We start from the raw sequence: 17,361 nt of genomic DNA on the forward strand, positions 1-17,361 counted from the left end.
GTCACCCGGACACCCGAAACACGTTGCCCCGAACCACCTGTCGGAGAATCATGAGCATGCGGCTGAACCGCACCTTTGGCTGACCGCATCCGCCCGCTTAACGAAAAAACCAGCACGGCCGGAGTCTTCCCGAAGCTGTCTTCGGTACCTTCCCGAAGCTGTATCCGCACAGCCCCGCAGGGCAACCGTTAAAAGGAGGAATACCATGTCTGAAGTGGTAAAAATGATCATCGAGGGAAAGACCTACGAATTCCCCGTGATTGAGGGATCTGAAGGGGAAAAAGCCTTCGACATTACCAAACTGCGCCAGCAAACCGGGTACATCACCATGGACCCCGGATTCGGCAACACGGGCAGCTGTACGTCCGCCATCACCTTCATGGACGGCGAAAAGGGCATTCTGCGCTATCGCGGCATCCCGGTGGAACAGCTTGCCGAGCACTCCAGCTTCGTCGAGACCGCCTACCTTCTCATCAACGGAAGACTCCCCAACAAACAGGAGCTCACCCGCACCAGCGTTCAGCTTAACGATGACTCGCTCATCCACGAAGACATGCAGATCTTCTATCAGAACTTCCCCAGGCGGGCTCACCCCATGGGGATTCTCTCGGCCATGATCAACGCCCTGAGAAGCTTCTACCCCGAACTCGAAGACACGGACCCGGAAGGCATCAACCGCACCTTCCTGCGGCTCCTCTCCAAGATCCGCACCATGGCGGCCATGAGTTACAGGATCTCCCGGGGCCACAAGGTGGTCTACCCCCGGGCGGACTACTCCTACTGCGCCAACTTTCTCAACATGATGTTTCACTCGCCGGTGCGGCCCTACGAGCTCGACCCGGACATCGTGGAAGCATTGAACGTCTTCTGGATCCTCCACGCCGACCACGAGCAGAACTGCTCCACGGCGGCTGTCCGCGTGGTGGGCAGCGGGCGCGTCAACCTCTACGCAGCCATCTCCGCCGGTATCGCCGCCCTCTGGGGGCCCCTGCACGGCGGAGCCAACCAGGCGGTCATCGAGATGCTCACCAACATCCACAAGAGCGGCGCGGACATCGAGGATGTGGTCAGGCGGGCCAAGGACAAGGACGACCCCTTCCGCCTCATGGGCTTCGGCCACAGGGTCTACAAGACCTACGACCCCCGGGCCAGGATCATGAAAAAGATGTGCGACACGGTCCTGCCCAAGCTCAAGGTGGAGGATCCCCTGCTGGACATCGCCAGAAGGCTCGAAGAGGTGGCTCTTACCGACCCCTACTTCATCGACAAGAACCTCTACCCCAACGTGGACTTTTACAGCGGCATTGTCTTACGGGCCATGGGTATTCCCACGGAGATGTTCACCGTGATGTTTGCCATCGGCCGACTGCCCGGCTGGATCTCCCAGTGGAAGGAAGGGGCCGACGACCCCAACTGGAAGATCAGCAGGCCCCGCCAGGTGTACACCGGCAACATTGCCACCGACTACGTCCCCATCAACAAGCGATAACCTAACGATAAAAGCGCCCCCGGCCCTGTGGGCCGGGGGCGTTTTTGCGTCCCTTCCCCGCAAGCCCCAATCCGGTATTGACCCGACCCGGGGCAATCCGATATACAACCGCTTTGATTTTTTATGATGTTCACAAGCCTCTTCCACGGCCGTCGGGCCAGAGTGTGGAGGGCGGCTTTCTTGTGCGTCCTGTCCCCGAGGCGACATGTTTCCTTAGAAGCCTGTGCTACATACAGGGCAATGGATGCACGTATACGGCGTTACGCCACATGCATCACAGACAGACCCAAAACCCAAGGAACCGCCCGTGTTTTTCAAGAATTACAGTGACACCACCCACTTTGAGCTCATGGTCCGCCTCATCCGGGCCTTTGATTCCCAGGACTTTTCAGACACCGTCAACCGCATCCCCGTTGAGATGCGCCCCCGGGACGGAGACCACTCCCGGTGCTGTGTCTACAGGGACCGCGCCATTCTGAAGTACCGGCTCATGGCCCTTCTGGGTTTCGGCATCGAAGAGGAAGAAGACGAGATGGTGCCCCTCTCCCGATACGCGGAGTTAAGCCTCTCCCGCCAGTCCGCCCCCAACCCCGTGCTGACGGTCATCGACGAGGCCTGCAACGGCTGCGTGCGCACCCGCTACGAGGCCACCAACGCCTGCCGTGGGTGCCTCACCCATGCCTGCGTGGATGTCTGCCCCAAGGGTGCCGTAAAACTCGTCAACGGCAAGTCCATCATCGACCCGGACCGATGCGTCCAGTGCGGCAAGTGCATGGATGTCTGCCCTTATCACGCCATCGTACGCATCCCCATCCCCTGCGAGGAGTCCTGCCCCACCGGGGCCATCTCCAAGATGAGCAACAGCAAGGAGACCATCGACTACGACAAGTGCATCTTCTGCGGAAAATGCCTGGCCGCCTGCCCCTTCAACGCCATCCTGGAGCGTTCCCAGCTGGTGGACGTCATCCGCGAGATGGCCGAAGGCAAACGCGTCACCGCCCTGGTGGCCCCGGCCATCGTTGGGGAGACCCCTTCCACCATGGGACAGCTCGTGGGCGCCCTGAAGGCCGCCGGCTTCTCCCATGTCTTTGAGGTGGCCTCAGGAGCCGACAAGACCGCTGCCTTTGAGGCCGACGAGTTTGTGGAACGCATGGAAGAGGGCTCGCCCTTCATGACCTCCTCCTGCTGCCCAGCCTACACCGAGTGCGTGGAAAAACACCTGCCCGAACTCAAGCCCTTTGTCTCGGACACCCGCACCCCCATGCACTACACGGCCCAGACCGCCAAGGAAGAGGCCCCCGACGACGTCACCGTCTTCATCGGCCCCTGCGTGGCCAAACGCAAAGAGGCCTCGGACGATCCCTTTGTGGACCACGTCCTCACCTTCCGGGAACTAAGAGCCCTGCTGGCCGCGCGCAACATCGAGATCCTCCAGTGCGAGGATACCGACTTTGACCTGGCAGGCCTGGCCGAGGGCCGGGGCTTTCCCGTTTCCGGCGGCGTCACCGAGGGCATCAAGGCCTATATCGGCGAACGCGCTGCCATAGAGCCTGTGGCCGTCAACGGCCTGGACAAGCGGTCGGTGAAAAAACTGAAATCCTATGCAAAGAAATGCCCGGGCAATTTTGTGGAGATCATGGGATGTGAAGGTGGCTGCATCGCCGGTCCCTCTGGTGTGGAGCCCGGCAAAAAGGCGGGAAGAAAACTCCAGGCATTTTTGAAAGAGAGCCCCAGGGGGATCAAGGGCTAAAAAACGTGCCTCCGGCGGCCCTGCCGGGGGCCAAATTTTTGAAAAGTTTGACAAACAGGCTCTACGAAAATCATGTGGACCGGCCTCGTCTTCCGGCCCTGGGCGACGGAAGACGAGACAACTGGAACGTTTTTGCGGAGCTTTTTTCAAAAAGCGAGCCGCCGGAGGCATGATTTAAAAAGAAAAGAGAGGCAGGGCGCCCCTGGCGATGAACCAGAGCAGGGGCAGGAAGATGGCAGGGAGCATGTTGCCCACGCGGATCTTGGTGACGTTAAGCATGTTGAGGCCGATGGTGAGGATGAGAAGGCCGCCCACGGAGGTCATCTGGGCCACCACCTCGGGGGTGAGGAACTGCTTCATGACCGTGGCGGTGAGGGTGATGCTTCCCTGGTAGATGAAGACGGCCACGGCGGAGAAGATCACGCCGATGCCCATGGTGGTGGTGAAGATCACGGAGATGATGCCGTCTAGAATGGCCTTGGCGTAGAGGGTCTGATGGTTGCCGGTGAGCCCGCTCTCAAGGGCTCCCACAATGGCCATGGAGCCCACGCAGAAGACCAGGCTGGCCGTGACAAATCCTTTGGCAAGGGACCCTTCGCCACCGGGAACCTTTGTCTCCAGCCACTCCCCGAGCCTTTGGAGACGGCCTTCGATATCCATCCACTCGCCCATGAGGGCGCCAATGACCAGCGAGAGAATCACCACGAGGAGGGCCTCGGAGGCAAAGGCGGCCTTAAGCCCCACAAGAACCACGGCCAGGGCCACGGCATGGATCACCGTCTCCTTGTATTTTTCGGCGATGCCGCCTTTGAACACCAGGCCTGTAAGGCTCCCTGCCACAATGGCGCATGCGTTGACAATCGTACCGAGCATGGGCTCTCCCCTTTCCTTCTGCATATCTATAACTTAAAAACCATGTTTCATATCACAGATAAAAGGGACCAAAAAGGCACAATTGCCGGGAACGTCAACAGTTACCGGGGAAGGTGCCTGGCGCGAAGCCGCTTGGGGAGCTTGCCGTGGTAGCGGGACGAAAGAAACGCCGCGGTATCGGCAAGGAAGGTCTCTGCCCCCCGGGCCGCTTCACGGTCGGCATCGGAGGACCCGGCCTCCGTGCGCAGGGTCTCTGCGTTGCTGCGCCTTGCGTCGATGTAGCTGTAGAGTTCGATCAGATGGGTATGGCTCATTACACGGCCTCCCCGTAATCACGAAACGCCATGTTGTACCTTTCCGTGACGTGGGCCGTCATGGCCGCCACTTCATTGAGCATGCCCCTGTAGAAGGCCCGCGTCAGCGCGTCGTCCGCCCCTTCCAGGCCTTTTATGGCTTCCTTTTTTTTCTCGGCGAGAAATCTGTGAATCTCTACGAGGTAAGCATCCGGCATCTTTTTCCTCCTGTTGCCCGGGGGCCGGCCCATGGAAACCGGGACCCCATAAAAACATTGACACGTCTGCGGGAACTCCATTAACTTGACTTTGTTGATATGAATCGTCACATCCAAGGATCCCCATGAAACTCTCCACGAAAAGTCGTTACGGCGCCCGCATCCTCGTTGAGCTTGCCCGGCACCATGCCACGCAAGTTCCCCTTCAGGTCAGCGAAATCGCACGCCGCCAGGACATTCCCATGAAATACCTGGAGCAGTTGATTCGCCTGTTGCGGCTGGCCGGTATCGTGCGGAGCGTACGAGGGCCCAAGGGCGGCCATGTCCTCAACGTCCCCCCGGAAGAGATCAGCCTGGGACGCGTGGTGCGCCTTTTTGAAGGTCAGGACGAGCTGGTGGAGTGCATCAGCTCCCCGGAGACCTGCATCAAGGCCCCCAGCTGCAGGTTCCGCCAGGCATGGAAAGATGCCACCGAGGCTCTGTACGCCAACCTCGACCAGGTCACCATCTCCGACCTCATGGATCCCCACAGTTAAAAAAAGGGCGGCCCTGCATGGACCGCCCTGTTCTTATCTTATCCCGCCGATGAGAAAGCCTAGTCGCTTTCGTCTTCCGTTTCCTTGAGTTTCCCCAGGGCCTTGGTGAGTTCCACCACCACCCCGAGTCCCTCTTTCATCTCGTCGCTGAAGCTTGCCACGGCAAGACCGGCTGGCCCCACCTTGGGGGCGTTGTCCAGGTCCACCAGGCCGGGCAGGGCTGCGGCGCGTCGCAGGAATTCAACAGCCTTCGGATCGGAGAGGGTCCTGGCAAGGCCGATGAAGGCCACGATGCCGTCGATGATCTCTTCGGACTCCTCCGGGCCGTAGTTGGCGGCGATCTTCTCCCTGAAATCCACCATCCAGATCTTCAGAACCCGGAACACACCGCGCTGGTCCAGGGTATCCAGGTAGCTGACAAGCTTGGGTACCGTGGATTTCATCAGCGGGGCCATGTCCTTCATGAAGTCCAGAAGGCTCTCGAACTGGCGCAGGGCATAGGAAAAGTTGCGCGTGTTGCGCGCCACCATGGTGAGCAGATCCAGGACATCGTCGGCCTGAAAGCTGGTCTCCACCTCCTGGAGGCCCCGGGTCACCAGGTCGGCGGCCTGACGCCCCAGGGGAGCCAGGTCCGCCATGAGCTCGGTTCGGGCCTTGTGGCCCTGGATGATGGGGGCCAGCTGCTCTTCCAGGCGATCGAGCTTTTCAAGTTTCTGTAGTATCAGTTCCTCGTTGGTCATGTGGCCCCTCCTACTTGGCGAATGCGGGCCAGAACTTGCCTGCCATGGACATCTGGGGCTCCAGGGGCAACTCTTTACCGGTGAGGAGCAGGTTCCAGTACACCCACTTGAACATCATCTTGCCCCAGTAGTTCATGTGGGACTCTCCCACAAGGTCGAAGGGTCCCAGGGCCGGGAAGGGGTACTTGCCGGGAAGGGGCTCGGTCTTGTAGTTGAAGTCAAAGAGAAAGGCCTTGTCGTAACCCGACACGATAAAGCAGGTGGAGTGGCCGTCAAAGGAGGCCTTGGGCTCCAGCCCCTCGATCTCCCGCAGGATATTCTCGGTGACCAGCTCCGCCTGGTAATGGGCCACGGATCCCGCCTTGGAGGTGGGCACGTTGGAGACATCCCCCACGGCATAGATGTTGTCGTACTTCACGGACTTGAGGGTATGGTGATCGGTCATGAGATACCCCATGCCGTCTCCCAGGCCGGACTCGTCGATGAAATCCGCCCCCAGGTTGGGCATGGTGGAGACCATGAGGTCGTAATCGGCCGTCTCACCCGAGGGAGAGATCAGGCGCTTGCCTGCGGTGTCCACCTCGGCCAGGTCGAAGTTGGGCTTGACCAGGATGTTCTTCTCCTCAGCGGTCTTGGAGAGCACCTTGGTGGCAATGGGCTTGGTGAAAATGCCGGTGTTGGGGGTGACCAGTTCGATCTGCACGTCGTCACGCACCCCGTTCTCACGGAAGTACCAGTCCGCAAGGAAAACAAACTCCATGGGGACCACCGGGCACTTGTGGGGCATCTCGGCGATGTTGAACACCAGCTTGCCCTTTTCAAAGCGCTTCAGGCGCTTGGCAAGAGCCAGGGCCCCTGAGAGGCTGAAGATGGTGTGCTCGTTGCCTTCCGGGTCGGCCTTCCACTCTTCCAGGCCTTCCACTTCGTCCGGTGCGATGTCGCACCCGGTGGCAACGATGAGGATATCATAAGGGAGCTTTCCGTTGGCTTTGGTTTCCGCGTAGTTCTGGTCCGGGTTGATCCCCACCACCTCGTCCAGAAGGAACTCCACCCCTTTGGGAATGAAGTCCCGCTTCGGTTTCACGCAATCGTCACGGGTGTAGATGCCAAAGGGAATAAACAGCCAGCCTGGCTGGTAGTGGTGCTCTTCATCGTTGTCGACAATGGTGATGCGCCATTCGTCGACGCTGAGGTGTTTTCTCAGGTGGGCGGCGGCCATGGTTCCACCGGCCCCGGAACCAAGAATGACAATCTTTTTCATAGCTTCCTCTGCGTTATGGTTTCGCACGCCGCTGCGACTCGGCTGTGCCACCTCTCTCCCGCTAAGTATACTTGGTTGATATACATTAACATAATATAGAACCAATGCATATGGATTGAGCTTTTACAGTCCGGACCACCGATTGTCAATATTTTTTAGGGATTTATACGGTAACTACATAAAAAAAAGCCGCCATGGGACAACGCGCCACAGCGACGCCAAAGGGCCTGCATGCCTTGCAAAATAAACCGCCCGTTTCCCGTTGAGGGGCCCTTGGGGCCTTGCCGCCCTCCCCCCCGCCTTGACGAGCCGGCCCCCTTCCAGTAAGGTTAAGGAACCTGCACGGGGATGGAGTTCCCCAGCATCCGGCGACCTTGCGCCGGAACAAACTGCCCTTGGGCTGATGACTCCTGCCGACGGTACCTTTGCGTCTGTCCGGGGGCATCCAGCTACCAGACAGACCCGCCGACTGCGGGTTTTTTTATGCGTAAAAATCCCGGCAGAGCCTGCCGGGCATCACTGGGAGATTCCACACCATGATCCTCTATCAGAAACTTCTCTGCATCGCCGCGGCCGGTTCCCTGGGCACCCTGTCCCGATACGGGCTGGCAGGTCTGGTTCAACGCCTCGCCGGAGGAGGGTTTCCCTGGGGAACGGCCACCGTCAACATCATCGGATGTTTCCTCTTCGGCCTGATCTGGACCCTGGGGGCCGACCGCATGGCCATCGGAGCCGAAACCCGCACCATTATCCTCACCGGATTCATGGGGGCCTTCACCACCTTTTCCACCTTTATTTCAGAGACTGGTCAACTGGCCGTGGGTGCCCAGTGGTGGGTCGCCATGGGAAACATCGTCCTTCAGGTGGGGGCGGGCCTCGCCCTTTTTGCAGCGGGTGCCGCCCTGGCCCGCCTGATCTGATCACATCGGAACCGTTTTTTCAGGAGGTATCATGCCCATTCAAGAGGAAGCACAGCGTCTGAGAATCTACATCGGAGACCAGGCCCGCCACATGGGGTCGCCCCTGTACCAGTGGATTGTCGAAGAGGCCAGGCGAAAAAAAATGGCAGGCGCAACGGTTTTTCGCGGCCATATGGGCTTTGGGGCGAGCAGCTGCATCCACACGGACAAAATCCTGCGCCTCTCCGAAGACCTGCCCGTGGTGGTGGAGATCGTGGATCGCCCCCATCGCATCGAGGCCTTTCTGTCGGATCTGGAGACCGTCCTGGTCAAAGGGATGATCACCCGGGAGACCATTGAGGTCATCGCCTACCGGGACGGCACACAGTCGTAGGGAAGGGGGGGGCAGGTCAGGTTTCGGTCTGCCCCTCGGTGGCGAGGAAGGGCTCCCCTTTTCTCAGGGAGAGATCCAGGTCCGCTTCCCGGATGAGAATCTCCGAGGTCACGCCCTGGGACGGGAAGAGGCTGACCCCCACCCGCGCGTCAATGACGACCTCACCCCTTCCCGGAAGGGTGTAGGGTTTCACGAGGATTTCCATCAGTTCGTCCGCCTTTGCATTGGCCTGCTCGCGCGTTCGAACCGTCTCAAGCACCACCACGAATTCATCCCCGGCCATGCGGCATACCAGCGCATCGTCCGAGGCCATCTCCTTCAGGCGCTCCGCCGCATCCCTCATGACCCGATCCCCCGCCTTATGACCGTATGCTTCGTTGATGGGCTTGAAGCGATCCAGGTCGATATAGAAGAGGGCAAAGGGCTCGTCCTTATACAGGTTAACGGTGATCAGCTGCTTGATGTAGGCCTCGAAATACCGGATATTGGGCAACTCGGTAATGGGGTCGTGGTGGGCCAGATAGCGGATCCGGGAAAGGGAGGTAAGAAGGGCGTACAACATGGCCGTAATGACCAGGGAGAGACCAAGGCCTGCGGCACGGAGAAACCCCTCGGCTTTGTAGACGGCGGCGCCCCGATAAGGCGCAGCCGCCAGGAGCCACGCCCCCACCGGCAGGGAAATGGGAAGCTGGACCGCGTCGCTGCGTTCAAACAGGGTCGGATCCCCGTAAAACACCTTCCCCTGAGCGCCCATGCCGTCTTTTCCCCTCAGGGCATATCCCAGGGTACCGGCATCCATGAGCCCGCTGGCCGCGTACAGGGAGTCCACATCCATGACCATGCTTGAAATGCCCCAGTACGAATTGTCTCCGTCGGAAAGAAAAATGGGGCTCCTGCTGATGATGGCCCACCCACCCTGCACCAGTTCGACGGGGCCTGCCACAACGGTTCGCCGGGTGTCAATGGCCCGCTCCACCATGGGCCACTGGGCCGCACTCTCCTTGTAACGAAAGCCCATGGCGGCCTCGTTCCCTTCCAGGGGATAGATGTGGGTGATGACGTTGTCCCTGGCCAGGCCGATATTGCGGATATGGGGGGTCCTTCGGATCAGGCGGCGGGCGATGACGTCAAAGGTCTCGGGTTGAACCTCCGGGTTGGTGGCCACGTAGATCACCAGCCCGAGATTCAGGTTCAGGGTGGTATTGATCTCAGACTCCAGGAGGGTCCGAACCCGGCCGGCCTCCTTGATCAAGGCCTCCCGCTCCCGGGCCTGCCAGCGCTCCTTCCCAAGGTAAACAAGGCACTCGCTGCCCCCTGCAAGAAGCAGAAAACACAGAAAGGAGACCCCTGCAATGAACACGCGGCTGTCTGTAAATCGTTTCACAACACCTCCCCCTCAAGGCTGAACCCACCCCGCACAAAAAAGCCTCACCCTGCTCTGCCGGTGGACGATTCAATGATTTCGTTGGACGATACGGCATGTCGCGGCACCAATGAATTGATCTTTTCATCATATCGTGTCGGCAGGATCATGACAAGGACAGGGGCCCCGACAGGCCCTTGCCAGTGACGGAGGATGTCCGGTGGAAGGGTGCGCTGCCCCCGTGCCTCAACGGCCGTAAACACGGCGCGGCAGCGCGCGATGGCCGAAGGGCCATGGGGCGACATCATGGATGATGGGTCCTTGAAAAGGAAAAAAGGGGGGGACAGAGACGTGGTCTTCGTGCCGGGTCCCGGCTGCACCATGGGCCGGCCGGGTCTCCACCGACTCGTTTACACGGCTTCCGCGCTCAGACAGGCGGAACGGATATACGAAGCCAGGGAATCAATGGCCGACACCTCGGCATGGCAATACAGGGTGCGGCTGTTCCGCTCCTGACGCAGAAGACCTGCGGACATGAGGCGTGCAATGTGGTGGGACAAGGTCGAAGGCGGCACCCCCAGGGCTTTCTGAACCTGCCCCACCGGTACCCCTTCAGGCCCTTCGTTGACAAGATATCGAATGATGGCAAGACGTGTTCCGTTGCCCAGTTCGGCAAGGCGCTTGGCTGCCACGTCATGTTCCGTGAGCACGTTATGTGCGTTGAGTTCCATGCTCCCCCCTATGATTTGAAAGACCTCTCCTTGCATGGTGAATGACCTCGGTTCAGGGTGGTTCTCGCCGCAGGCTCCCCGATTCCCCCCTTGCGAAATCCGCCCTCCCCGGCATTCGGGACCCCGCAGGGCTTGTGTGCCGTTACAGCGCCCTGACAATAACCATGTTCCCGGTAAGTTATCATTGTTTACACTTCGAACATATATCAGGTCAAGCAATTAAAAACCGACGGCTGCCGCGATACCGGCATCCGTCGCCCTTCCCGCATAAAAATACGCTTTCTACCCGGTCAATTATAGAACAATGAACTTTTTATTCAATGATTCATTTCAAAAAGACCTATGCCTCTCCCATAAGGCAGGCCCTGCCGAGCTTGACCTGTTTTGCCCTGGCAATGTTCGCGGCAATCCCCGAAGAGGCCGCAAGATCGTCCATAACGGCACGGCTCGACGGATCCAGGACCACCCCGGCCTCCTCAAGGGAAGTCACCAGGCTTCGGCAACAGCCTGCCACCTGCCGAAAATGAATCAAGAGGGCCGTGGACTCCTCCACGGCAGACGGCGATGCATCCGCGGTCAGGGCCGCGCTCACCCGCGCAACCTGTTCAAGGGCCGTCACATGGGCCGCCAGTTTTCCCGCTGTCTCACACACTGCATCGTCACACATGGTCGCGGCATCGCCGAGCCGGTTCAACACAAACCGCAGGGCCCCTGTCACGCATCCCATCATCATGGCGTCTTCATAGCGCCTGAAGGGAAGCACAAGCTCACCGTAGGCGTTTCCCGGCTCGCCCAGGACCGCCTCCGCCCCCAAGGCCACCCCGTCAAGGCGGATATTCCCGTGAAGGGCGGGGCGCAGAAAAGGCAGGGCCATGGCATCGGAGCGCTCCACCCCCGGAGTGTCCCCGTCCAGGAGAAAGGCACTGAACTGCTTTCGCCCCTTCTCCTCCCCCACCACCGCAATCGTCACCGCAAGCCCCGCCAGGGGGCCATTGGAAATGTATGATTTCATGCCGTTGAGACGCCACCCCTCACCGGCTCTCTCGGCATGGGTGGTGAGCTTGCCCGGATGGGCCCCCACCTTGGGTTCGGACACGGCAAAGGCTGAAGGAAAACGCCCTTGGGCCATGTGAGGTAGCCAGGCGGCTTTCTGGGAGTCGCTGCCCAGGGCCCCCAGCATAAAATGGGCCACCAGCTGGGAAATCATCAGGGAAAGGGGCAGCCCCAGGTTCCCCGTGGCCAGGGAGAGCCGCCGCACCATCTCGGATATCTCCGGCCCGGCCCCGCCCATTCCACCGTAAGCTTCGGGGATGCCCACACGGCACAGCCCGGCCCCGGCCGCAAGCTCCCAGAGGCGGCCGAAAAGGACCTCGTCCCCAAGCCCGTCCCCATCGGCCCACAACCGGGCCGCCTGTTCTGAAAAACGCGTGATGCCCTCATCCATCCACATGGTCATGCCTTCCCCCCGTTGCGTCATGGCGGCTCCGACCTTTTTGCCGGAGTCCGCAGGTTGATACGGTGTGGTGATTTCACTGCCGTCATTCATTACACATATGAAGTAGATTCAGGGTACCTGCAACGCCTCTCCTTAGCAAGGCCCATCCTCTCTGCACACAGCTGTGTTTCACCCGATTGTCTCAAAAAAACGCCCGCATACAAGCCTTATCGCAACGAAAATCGCCTATCATCACCGACCCATCCGCACCCTTGTTTCCCTTTGACCCGTGTTGCGGTTCAGGCTAAAATAAATGCCATCTCCACCAACAACATGTCTGCATGCAGGTCGCTTGTGCCGTGTCCTAAAGGGGCGCAGCGATCACACCGCCACGCACGTCGGGGCCGACGCCATATGGGCACATCCACTCGGCCTTCCCGGGTTCTACCTGCGTCGTCCCTTACCCGGGACAAATCACAAGGGGCCCCATGGGTATTCGCCAGAAAACAATTCTCTCGATCCTCATCGCGGTGGTGATCTCCATCGGTCTCTTTTACCAGCTTGCCGATCGCACCATCACAACACGCTTCAGCACCCTTGAAGAGCACCGGGCGCGAAGCCGCCTGAGCTTTGTTTTTCGCCTCTTGGACAACAGCCGCGACAACCTGCAAATGCTCACCAGGGACTGGGGATCCTGGAACGACACCTACGCCTTTATGGACCACCAGGCCCCGGAGTTCATAGAAAGCAACCTGGTGGCAGAAACATTTGTGGACGCCAGCCTGTGCTATATCGGTTTTTTTCCCCTTGAGGGCGAACCGCGATGGGAAGGATTTTACGATCACGCAGCCGGCACCATGGCCCCCCTTCCCCCGTTTCTGACCCGAACCACGGACACCCTGCTCCGGGAACTCAGGGATCCGAAGGCGGCCTCGACACTGCCCCCCGGCTTTTTCGTCTGCGAAAACGCCTTGCACATCATGGCCGCCACCCCGATCCTTCGAAGCGATGAAACCGGTCCGTCCCGGGGCTGGCTCATCATGGTGCAGAAACTCAGCGACACCTTTTTTGCCGACCTTTTTCCTGAGCCGGACACCAGGATTACCGTTGTGACCCGCCCGGCATCGACGGCTTCGCCCACCGTCCGTTTCGCCTTCACGGACAACCGGTCCAACTACCTCTGCACCGGCTCCCTCCCGGGCAATCCGGGCCGGGACACCGTCACACTGACCCTGACGGGCAGCGCCACCATCGCCCTGGCCGGCAGGAACCTTCTCAGCCTCACCGAAGGCGGCATCCTCTTTACCGGCCTCATGCTGAGCCTTCTCACCTACCTGCTAATCCAGCGGACCCTGCTCAAACGGCTCCTCTTCCTGCGCCACCAGGTGGCCCCTGTGGCAGCCCCGAGGACCCCTGTGGCAAACGTCCAGCCATACGGAAACGACGAGCTCTCGGCCCTGGCCATGGACATCAACGACGTCTTTAAACGCATCGTGGAAGAGGAGAACCTCAACCAGAACATCCTCACGGCCCTCAACGTCGGGATCCTCATGATTGATGCCCGATCAGACACCATCCACGAGGCCAACACCTGCATGCAGAAGATGACGGGAAAAAAACGGGAGGAGCTGGTGGGGCACCGAGCCGATGGGCTGTTTTACCTTTCGGACAGCGGAGAGCACAGGCCGGGAGCTCCTCACCAGGACAAGGGCATTCTCCGCGGGGAATCGCCCCGCCACGTCCTGCGGGCCACCACCGCCACCAGCTACCACGGCACCCCCATCCGCATCGAGACCTTCACGGACATCCAGGCCCTGGAGTCTGCCCTGGAAGACGCCAAACGCTCCGAGTCCCATTACCGCACCCTGTTTCACAACTCCGCCACCCCCAGTGTCCTCTTCTCGGCCAAGGGCCACATCGCCAAGCTCAACCGGGAATTCCTCCGGTACGCCGGAGCCGACAGCCCCCAGGAGCTCCAGGGGCGGCACTGGTCCGAATTTCTCAACACCGAAGACCGCGCAAGGATCGAGGCCTATCTGTTGGAAAAACAAGAAGCGGGCATCTCCTTTGAAGACAACGTGGTGATCACCTTCCACGACCTGCCCGGGGGCACGCACACAGCCAAGATCCACATCATGCGACTGCCGGGGACCCGGGAACACATCGTCTCGATCTTCGACATCACCCGCCAGCAAAAGGCAGAAGAGATGCTGCGCCGCCAGGCGTTCTACGACAGCCTTACGGGCCTTGCCAACCGGCGTTTCTTTGAAGAGACCCTCACCCACGCCCTGGATGTGGCCCGGCGCAAGCAACGCCCCATCGCCCTGTTCCTCATCGACCTGGACGGCTTTAAAAGCGTCAACGACACCATGGGCCACCCCTGCGGAGACATGCTCCTCACCCTGGTGGCCCAGCGGCTGGTGAGCACCATGCGCACCAGCGACACCGTGGCCCGCATGGGCGGCGATGAGTTCATCATCCTGTCAGAAGAGATCCGGGGCACCCAGGACATCCTTGCCATCCTCTACCGCCTGGAGGCCGCCTTCGGGGTCCCCTTTACCCTGGGCGGCACCCAGCTCCACGTCACCCTGAGCATCGGGGTCTCACGGTTCCCCGATGATGCGGAAAATGCGGAAACCCTCATCCGAAACGCCGACCTTGCCATGTACCGGGCCAAACAGCAGGGGGACACTTACAGCTTCTTTACCCACCGCCTGGATCGGGACGCCAGGCAGAGCTTCGAGATGGAACAGGACCTGCGGACCGCCGTGGAAAAAAAGGAGTTTTCCATGTACCTCCAGCCGCGGGTCGACATGGTGGATCACACCCTCCTCGGCATGGAAGGGCTCATTCGGTGGTGCCACCCCCAGAAAGGGATCTGCTCGCCGGCGGAGTTCATCCCCTGTGCCGAACGCAACGGCCTCATCGTAACCATGGATGCGTGGATGATGGAAACCGGGTGCACCCAGGTGGCCATATGGAACAAGGAGCGCCAGGCCCTGGCCGGCAAGCCCCCGCTGCGCCTTGCCCTCAATGTCTCGGCGTGGCACTTCAGGGACAACAGGCTCCCGGACAGGGTGATGGAGATCTTGAAAAAGACGGGCTGCGAGCCCGGGTGGCTGGAACTTGAGGTGACGGAGACCGCCATCATGAAAAATCTCTCCGGGGCTGTGGCCGCCCTGGACCGGCTGAGGGCCATGGGCATATCCATCGCCCTGGACGACTTCGGCACCGGCTACTCCTCCCTTAATTACCTTCGGAACATGCCGGTGGACACCCTGAAGATCGACCGTTCGTTTATCGCGGCCCTGGGCCCCGAGGATGACAAAAGCCGGTTTCTTCTCGCCACCATCGTGGAAATCGGCACCCGCTTTGACATCCATGTGGTGGCCGAAGGGGTGGAGGAGGAGTGGCAGCGGGCTTACCTGGAATCCATCGGCTGCCCCTCGGCCCAGGGCTACCTCTGGTCACCGCCGGTTCCCGTGCCGGAGTTTCCCCACCTGAAGGACACCCTGCCGCCACCGGACGGTGGTTAGATACCGCTCTGCCGCCAAAGGGTCCGGGCCCTGCAGGCAAGGACATCGCCCTCTTTGACCACGGCGTGCTCGAACAGGCCGGACGTGTCGGCTGCCACCCCCACGGATCGAAGCCTCTCCCCGAACCGGATCTCGCTTTTGAACTCCAGCTCCAGGCGGGCCAGCGCGCGGTTCATCAGCACCTCCGGGGGCACGCTCTCCAGAACCCACTCGGCGTAGCGCACGTTGTTCACATGGCCGTTGATGTCCAGGTCCCGAAAGCCCGCCTGCCAGTGCAGCCCCCCGTCGGGCACCTCCATGGTTCCGAGCCGCTCCGGCACCAGGGCCTCGTGCTCGGCCCCCAGTTCACACACAGGAACCTTCACGGGAAAGGCCGAGGTCCTCACCATCCTGCGGGTCTCAAGGCTCACCAGCGCAAAACTGCTCACGGCCGAGGCCAGGGTCCGTCCGTCGTCTCCCACGGCCTTGAAGGCGCGGTAGAACAGAAGGGGCCCTCTGCCGCCGTGCCAGGTGGTGATGTGCACGGACTCCCCCCGCATAGGAAGGGTCTCGAACTCTGCCCGCATCCCGGCCATGACCCAGAAGAGGCCAAAGTCGCTGACCCGGTCAAAGGCCCCGTGGGCTGCGTCCGAATGACGCATGGCCCCCTCCTGGAAATAGCGCAGCATGGCCGCAGGGACCATGCGCCCTGTGGGACCACAGTCCCACGAGGGGACCTGAAATGAGATCTCAAACCTCTTTATCTCACTGTCTGTCACGGAATCCTCCTTACCAATTCACGAATACGCCCGGAGGCCGACGCCTCCAGGAATTGCTCGCCCAAGACCTTTCCCATGGCAACGCTCGTCTCCCAAAAGGCCACCCGCTCAGCGTCCTGCCCTGCAAGGCGATTAAAATCCCGCCTGTCCGGGATCCGCCCCAGGGGCAGGGAAGCCACAAAGGAGGGAGAGGGCGCCAGGAGCACCACATCGGACAGCAGCGCCCCTCCTGCCATGCGGCTGGGACGGTTCCTGTCGAACCAGCCCAGGGTCACCTCGCTGTAAAAATGGGGATAGAGCACAAGGCCGTTTTCCCCGTTCATAAAATCAAAGGCCGGGTGGTAGTGAAACAGCCCCCCGTCCCGGTACACCCCTTTGGGCCCTCCGGGGATGTTCCGCACCCCCTCCATGATGTAGGGGATGGAACCGCTGGCCAAAAGGGCCTGCCGAAGGTTTTCCGGCGTCAGGGCAGAGGCCCCGCCCGTGAATTCACCGTTTCCTGAAAACGGAGGCACGTCCCGGGGGTCAAAGAACAACGTGGGACGGCACTGGGCCCGAAACAGCTCACGGGAAATCCGGTTTGCACCCCAGGCTCCGGCAATGCCTGCGATCATGGCCAGGGGATGGTCCGAGGCAAGGGGGCCCCGGCAGCGCACCGTGGACAGATGCAGCCTGCAATAGGGATGGGCCAGGATCTCCTCGGCCTTTCCCGGCCCCAGACAGGTGTCCATGATCCGATGGGCCTCGTCGCTCACCTGCCGTGGCGTTACCTTGCCCGTGTAATACTGGTGGATATAGGCCTGGGCCAGCCGGTCAAAGGCCCCTTCCGGGTCAGCCTGGGCAGCCGCCGCCGACTTCCATGCCCCGATGGAGGTCCCGAACAGGTGAAGGGGCTTTTCCCGCCCCTGGAACCACCGACCGAAAATCGCCGACTCCAGACCGTGCAGCACCAGCCACTTGGCCGCCCCGGATGCCCCCACCACCATGGAGACATCGTCCGGGGAGAGCCCCTCCTCGCGGATCCTCTCATAGGCCCTGTGGCCCGCCAGAATCAACAACTCGCCTGCCATGTGTTCTCCTTTCAG

General features: G+C 60.7%; 17 protein-coding genes and 1 riboswitch. Of the genes, 6 read left to right on the forward strand and 11 right to left on the reverse strand.

Features of this window, described 5'->3' with window-relative positions; genetic code table 11:
* Window positions 1-205: 205 nt before the first annotated feature.
* On the forward strand, window positions 206-1,489 hold the full coding sequence (locus MSL71_RS01615; RefSeq protein WP_180136926.1) for a citrate synthase: 1,284 nt from the start codon (window positions 206-208) through the stop codon (window positions 1,487-1,489).
* 307 nt (window positions 1,490-1,796) lie between these two features.
* Entirely contained in the window at window positions 1,797-3,239 is a 1,443-nt protein-coding gene (locus tag MSL71_RS01620; RefSeq protein WP_180136927.1) for a monomeric [FeFe] hydrogenase, read from the forward strand.
* 174 nt (window positions 3,240-3,413) lie between these two features.
* Here MSL71_RS01620 and MSL71_RS01625 read toward each other — a convergent pair whose 3' ends face one another.
* The 3 genes from MSL71_RS01625 to MSL71_RS01635 all read right to left on the reverse strand — a co-directional run bounded on the left by MSL71_RS01625 (window position 3,414) and on the right by MSL71_RS01635 (window position 4,623).
* On the reverse strand, window positions 3,414-4,112 hold the full coding sequence (locus MSL71_RS01625; RefSeq protein ID WP_180136928.1) for a DUF554 domain-containing protein: 699 nt from the start codon (window positions 4,110-4,112) through the stop codon (window positions 3,414-3,416).
* Between the two features lie 101 nt (window positions 4,113-4,213).
* The gene (locus MSL71_RS01630) at window positions 4,214-4,426 is read right to left on the reverse strand and encodes a hypothetical protein (protein ID WP_180136929.1); all 213 of its coding nucleotides are present in this window, start codon (window positions 4,424-4,426) and stop codon (window positions 4,214-4,216) included.
* Window positions 4,426-4,623 carry a hypothetical protein gene (locus MSL71_RS01635; RefSeq protein WP_180136930.1) on the reverse strand — a complete coding sequence of 66 codons (198 nt, stop codon included), beginning with the start codon at window positions 4,621-4,623 and terminating at the stop codon, window positions 4,426-4,428. Before MSL71_RS01635 ends, MSL71_RS01630 begins: the two co-directional genes overlap by 1 nt.
* 125 nt (window positions 4,624-4,748) lie before the next feature.
* On the opposite strand from MSL71_RS01635, the gene MSL71_RS01640 reads away from it, so the two are divergent.
* The gene (locus MSL71_RS01640; RefSeq protein WP_180136931.1) at window positions 4,749-5,159 is read left to right on the forward strand and encodes an RrF2 family transcriptional regulator; all 411 of its coding nucleotides are present in this window, start codon (window positions 4,749-4,751) and stop codon (window positions 5,157-5,159) included.
* A gap of 59 nt (window positions 5,160-5,218) precedes the next feature.
* On the opposite strand, the gene MSL71_RS01645 is transcribed toward MSL71_RS01640, so the two are convergent.
* Together MSL71_RS01645 and sqr are read right to left on the reverse strand one after the other, a co-directional pair.
* Complete coding sequence (locus MSL71_RS01645; RefSeq protein ID WP_180136932.1) at window positions 5,219-5,899, reverse strand: DUF1641 domain-containing protein; 681 nt, start codon at window positions 5,897-5,899, stop codon at window positions 5,219-5,221.
* A 10-nt stretch (window positions 5,900-5,909) separates the two neighbouring features.
* Window positions 5,910-7,160, reverse strand: a complete 1,251-nt coding sequence (gene sqr / locus MSL71_RS01650) for a type III sulfide quinone reductase, selenoprotein subtype (protein WP_180136933.1) — start codon at window positions 7,158-7,160, stop codon at window positions 5,910-5,912.
* A gap of 335 nt (window positions 7,161-7,495) precedes the next feature.
* Window positions 7,496-7,580: riboswitch (Fluoride riboswitch) on the forward strand.
* A gap of 116 nt (window positions 7,581-7,696) precedes the next feature.
* Here sqr and MSL71_RS01655 point away from each other — a divergent pair.
* Together MSL71_RS01655 and MSL71_RS01660 are read left to right on the forward strand one after the other, a co-directional pair.
* Window positions 7,697-8,080, forward strand: a complete 384-nt coding sequence (locus MSL71_RS01655; RefSeq protein ID WP_180136934.1) for a fluoride efflux transporter FluC — start codon at window positions 7,697-7,699, stop codon at window positions 8,078-8,080.
* A gap of 31 nt (window positions 8,081-8,111) precedes the next feature.
* Window positions 8,112-8,453 (forward strand): DUF190 domain-containing protein, encoded by a 342-nt coding sequence (locus MSL71_RS01660; protein ID WP_180136935.1) that lies wholly within the window; start codon window positions 8,112-8,114, stop codon window positions 8,451-8,453.
* Window positions 8,454-8,469: 16 nt separating this feature from the next.
* Here the strand turns inward: MSL71_RS01660 and MSL71_RS01665 are convergent, their stop codons facing one another.
* From MSL71_RS01665 to MSL71_RS01680, 4 genes are all read right to left on the reverse strand, one after another.
* Complete coding sequence (locus MSL71_RS01665; protein WP_180136936.1) at window positions 8,470-9,837, reverse strand: diguanylate cyclase domain-containing protein; 1,368 nt, start codon at window positions 9,835-9,837, stop codon at window positions 8,470-8,472.
* A 44-nt stretch (window positions 9,838-9,881) separates the two neighbouring features.
* Window positions 9,882-10,124, reverse strand: a complete 243-nt coding sequence (locus MSL71_RS01670) for a hypothetical protein (protein ID WP_180136937.1) — start codon at window positions 10,122-10,124, stop codon at window positions 9,882-9,884.
* 102 nt (window positions 10,125-10,226) lie between these two features.
* Entirely contained in the window at window positions 10,227-10,547 is a 321-nt protein-coding gene (locus MSL71_RS01675) for an ArsR/SmtB family transcription factor (protein ID WP_180136938.1), read from the reverse strand.
* Between the two features lie 340 nt (window positions 10,548-10,887).
* A complete protein-coding gene (locus MSL71_RS01680; RefSeq protein ID WP_180136939.1) occupies window positions 10,888-12,024 on the reverse strand; it encodes an acyl-CoA dehydrogenase family protein in 1,137 nt (378 codons plus the stop codon).
* Window positions 12,025-12,470: 446 nt separating this feature from the next.
* Between MSL71_RS01680 and MSL71_RS01685 the strand changes: the two genes are divergently transcribed.
* Window positions 12,471-15,518 (forward strand): EAL domain-containing protein, encoded by a 3,048-nt coding sequence (locus tag MSL71_RS01685; protein WP_180136940.1) that lies wholly within the window; start codon window positions 12,471-12,473, stop codon window positions 15,516-15,518.
* On the opposite strand, the gene MSL71_RS01690 is transcribed toward MSL71_RS01685, so the two are convergent.
* Both MSL71_RS01690 and MSL71_RS01695 read right to left on the reverse strand, forming a co-directional pair.
* Window positions 15,515-16,276 carry an acyl-[acyl-carrier-protein] thioesterase gene (locus tag MSL71_RS01690; protein WP_180136941.1) on the reverse strand — a complete coding sequence of 254 codons (762 nt, stop codon included), beginning with the start codon at window positions 16,274-16,276 and terminating at the stop codon, window positions 15,515-15,517. The two genes, MSL71_RS01685 and MSL71_RS01690, sit on opposite strands and share 4 nt — an antisense overlap.
* Window positions 16,273-17,346: a patatin-like phospholipase family protein gene (locus MSL71_RS01695; protein WP_180136942.1), complete on the reverse strand. Its 1,074-nt coding sequence runs from the start codon at window positions 17,344-17,346 to the stop codon at window positions 16,273-16,275. Before MSL71_RS01695 ends, MSL71_RS01690 begins: the two co-directional genes overlap by 4 nt.
* Window positions 17,347-17,361: the final 15 nt, after the last annotated feature.

The sequence above is a fragment of the Desulfoluna butyratoxydans genome, from assembly GCF_900699765.1.
Lineage (GTDB): Bacteria > Desulfobacterota > Desulfobacteria > Desulfobacterales > Desulfolunaceae > Desulfoluna > Desulfoluna butyratoxydans.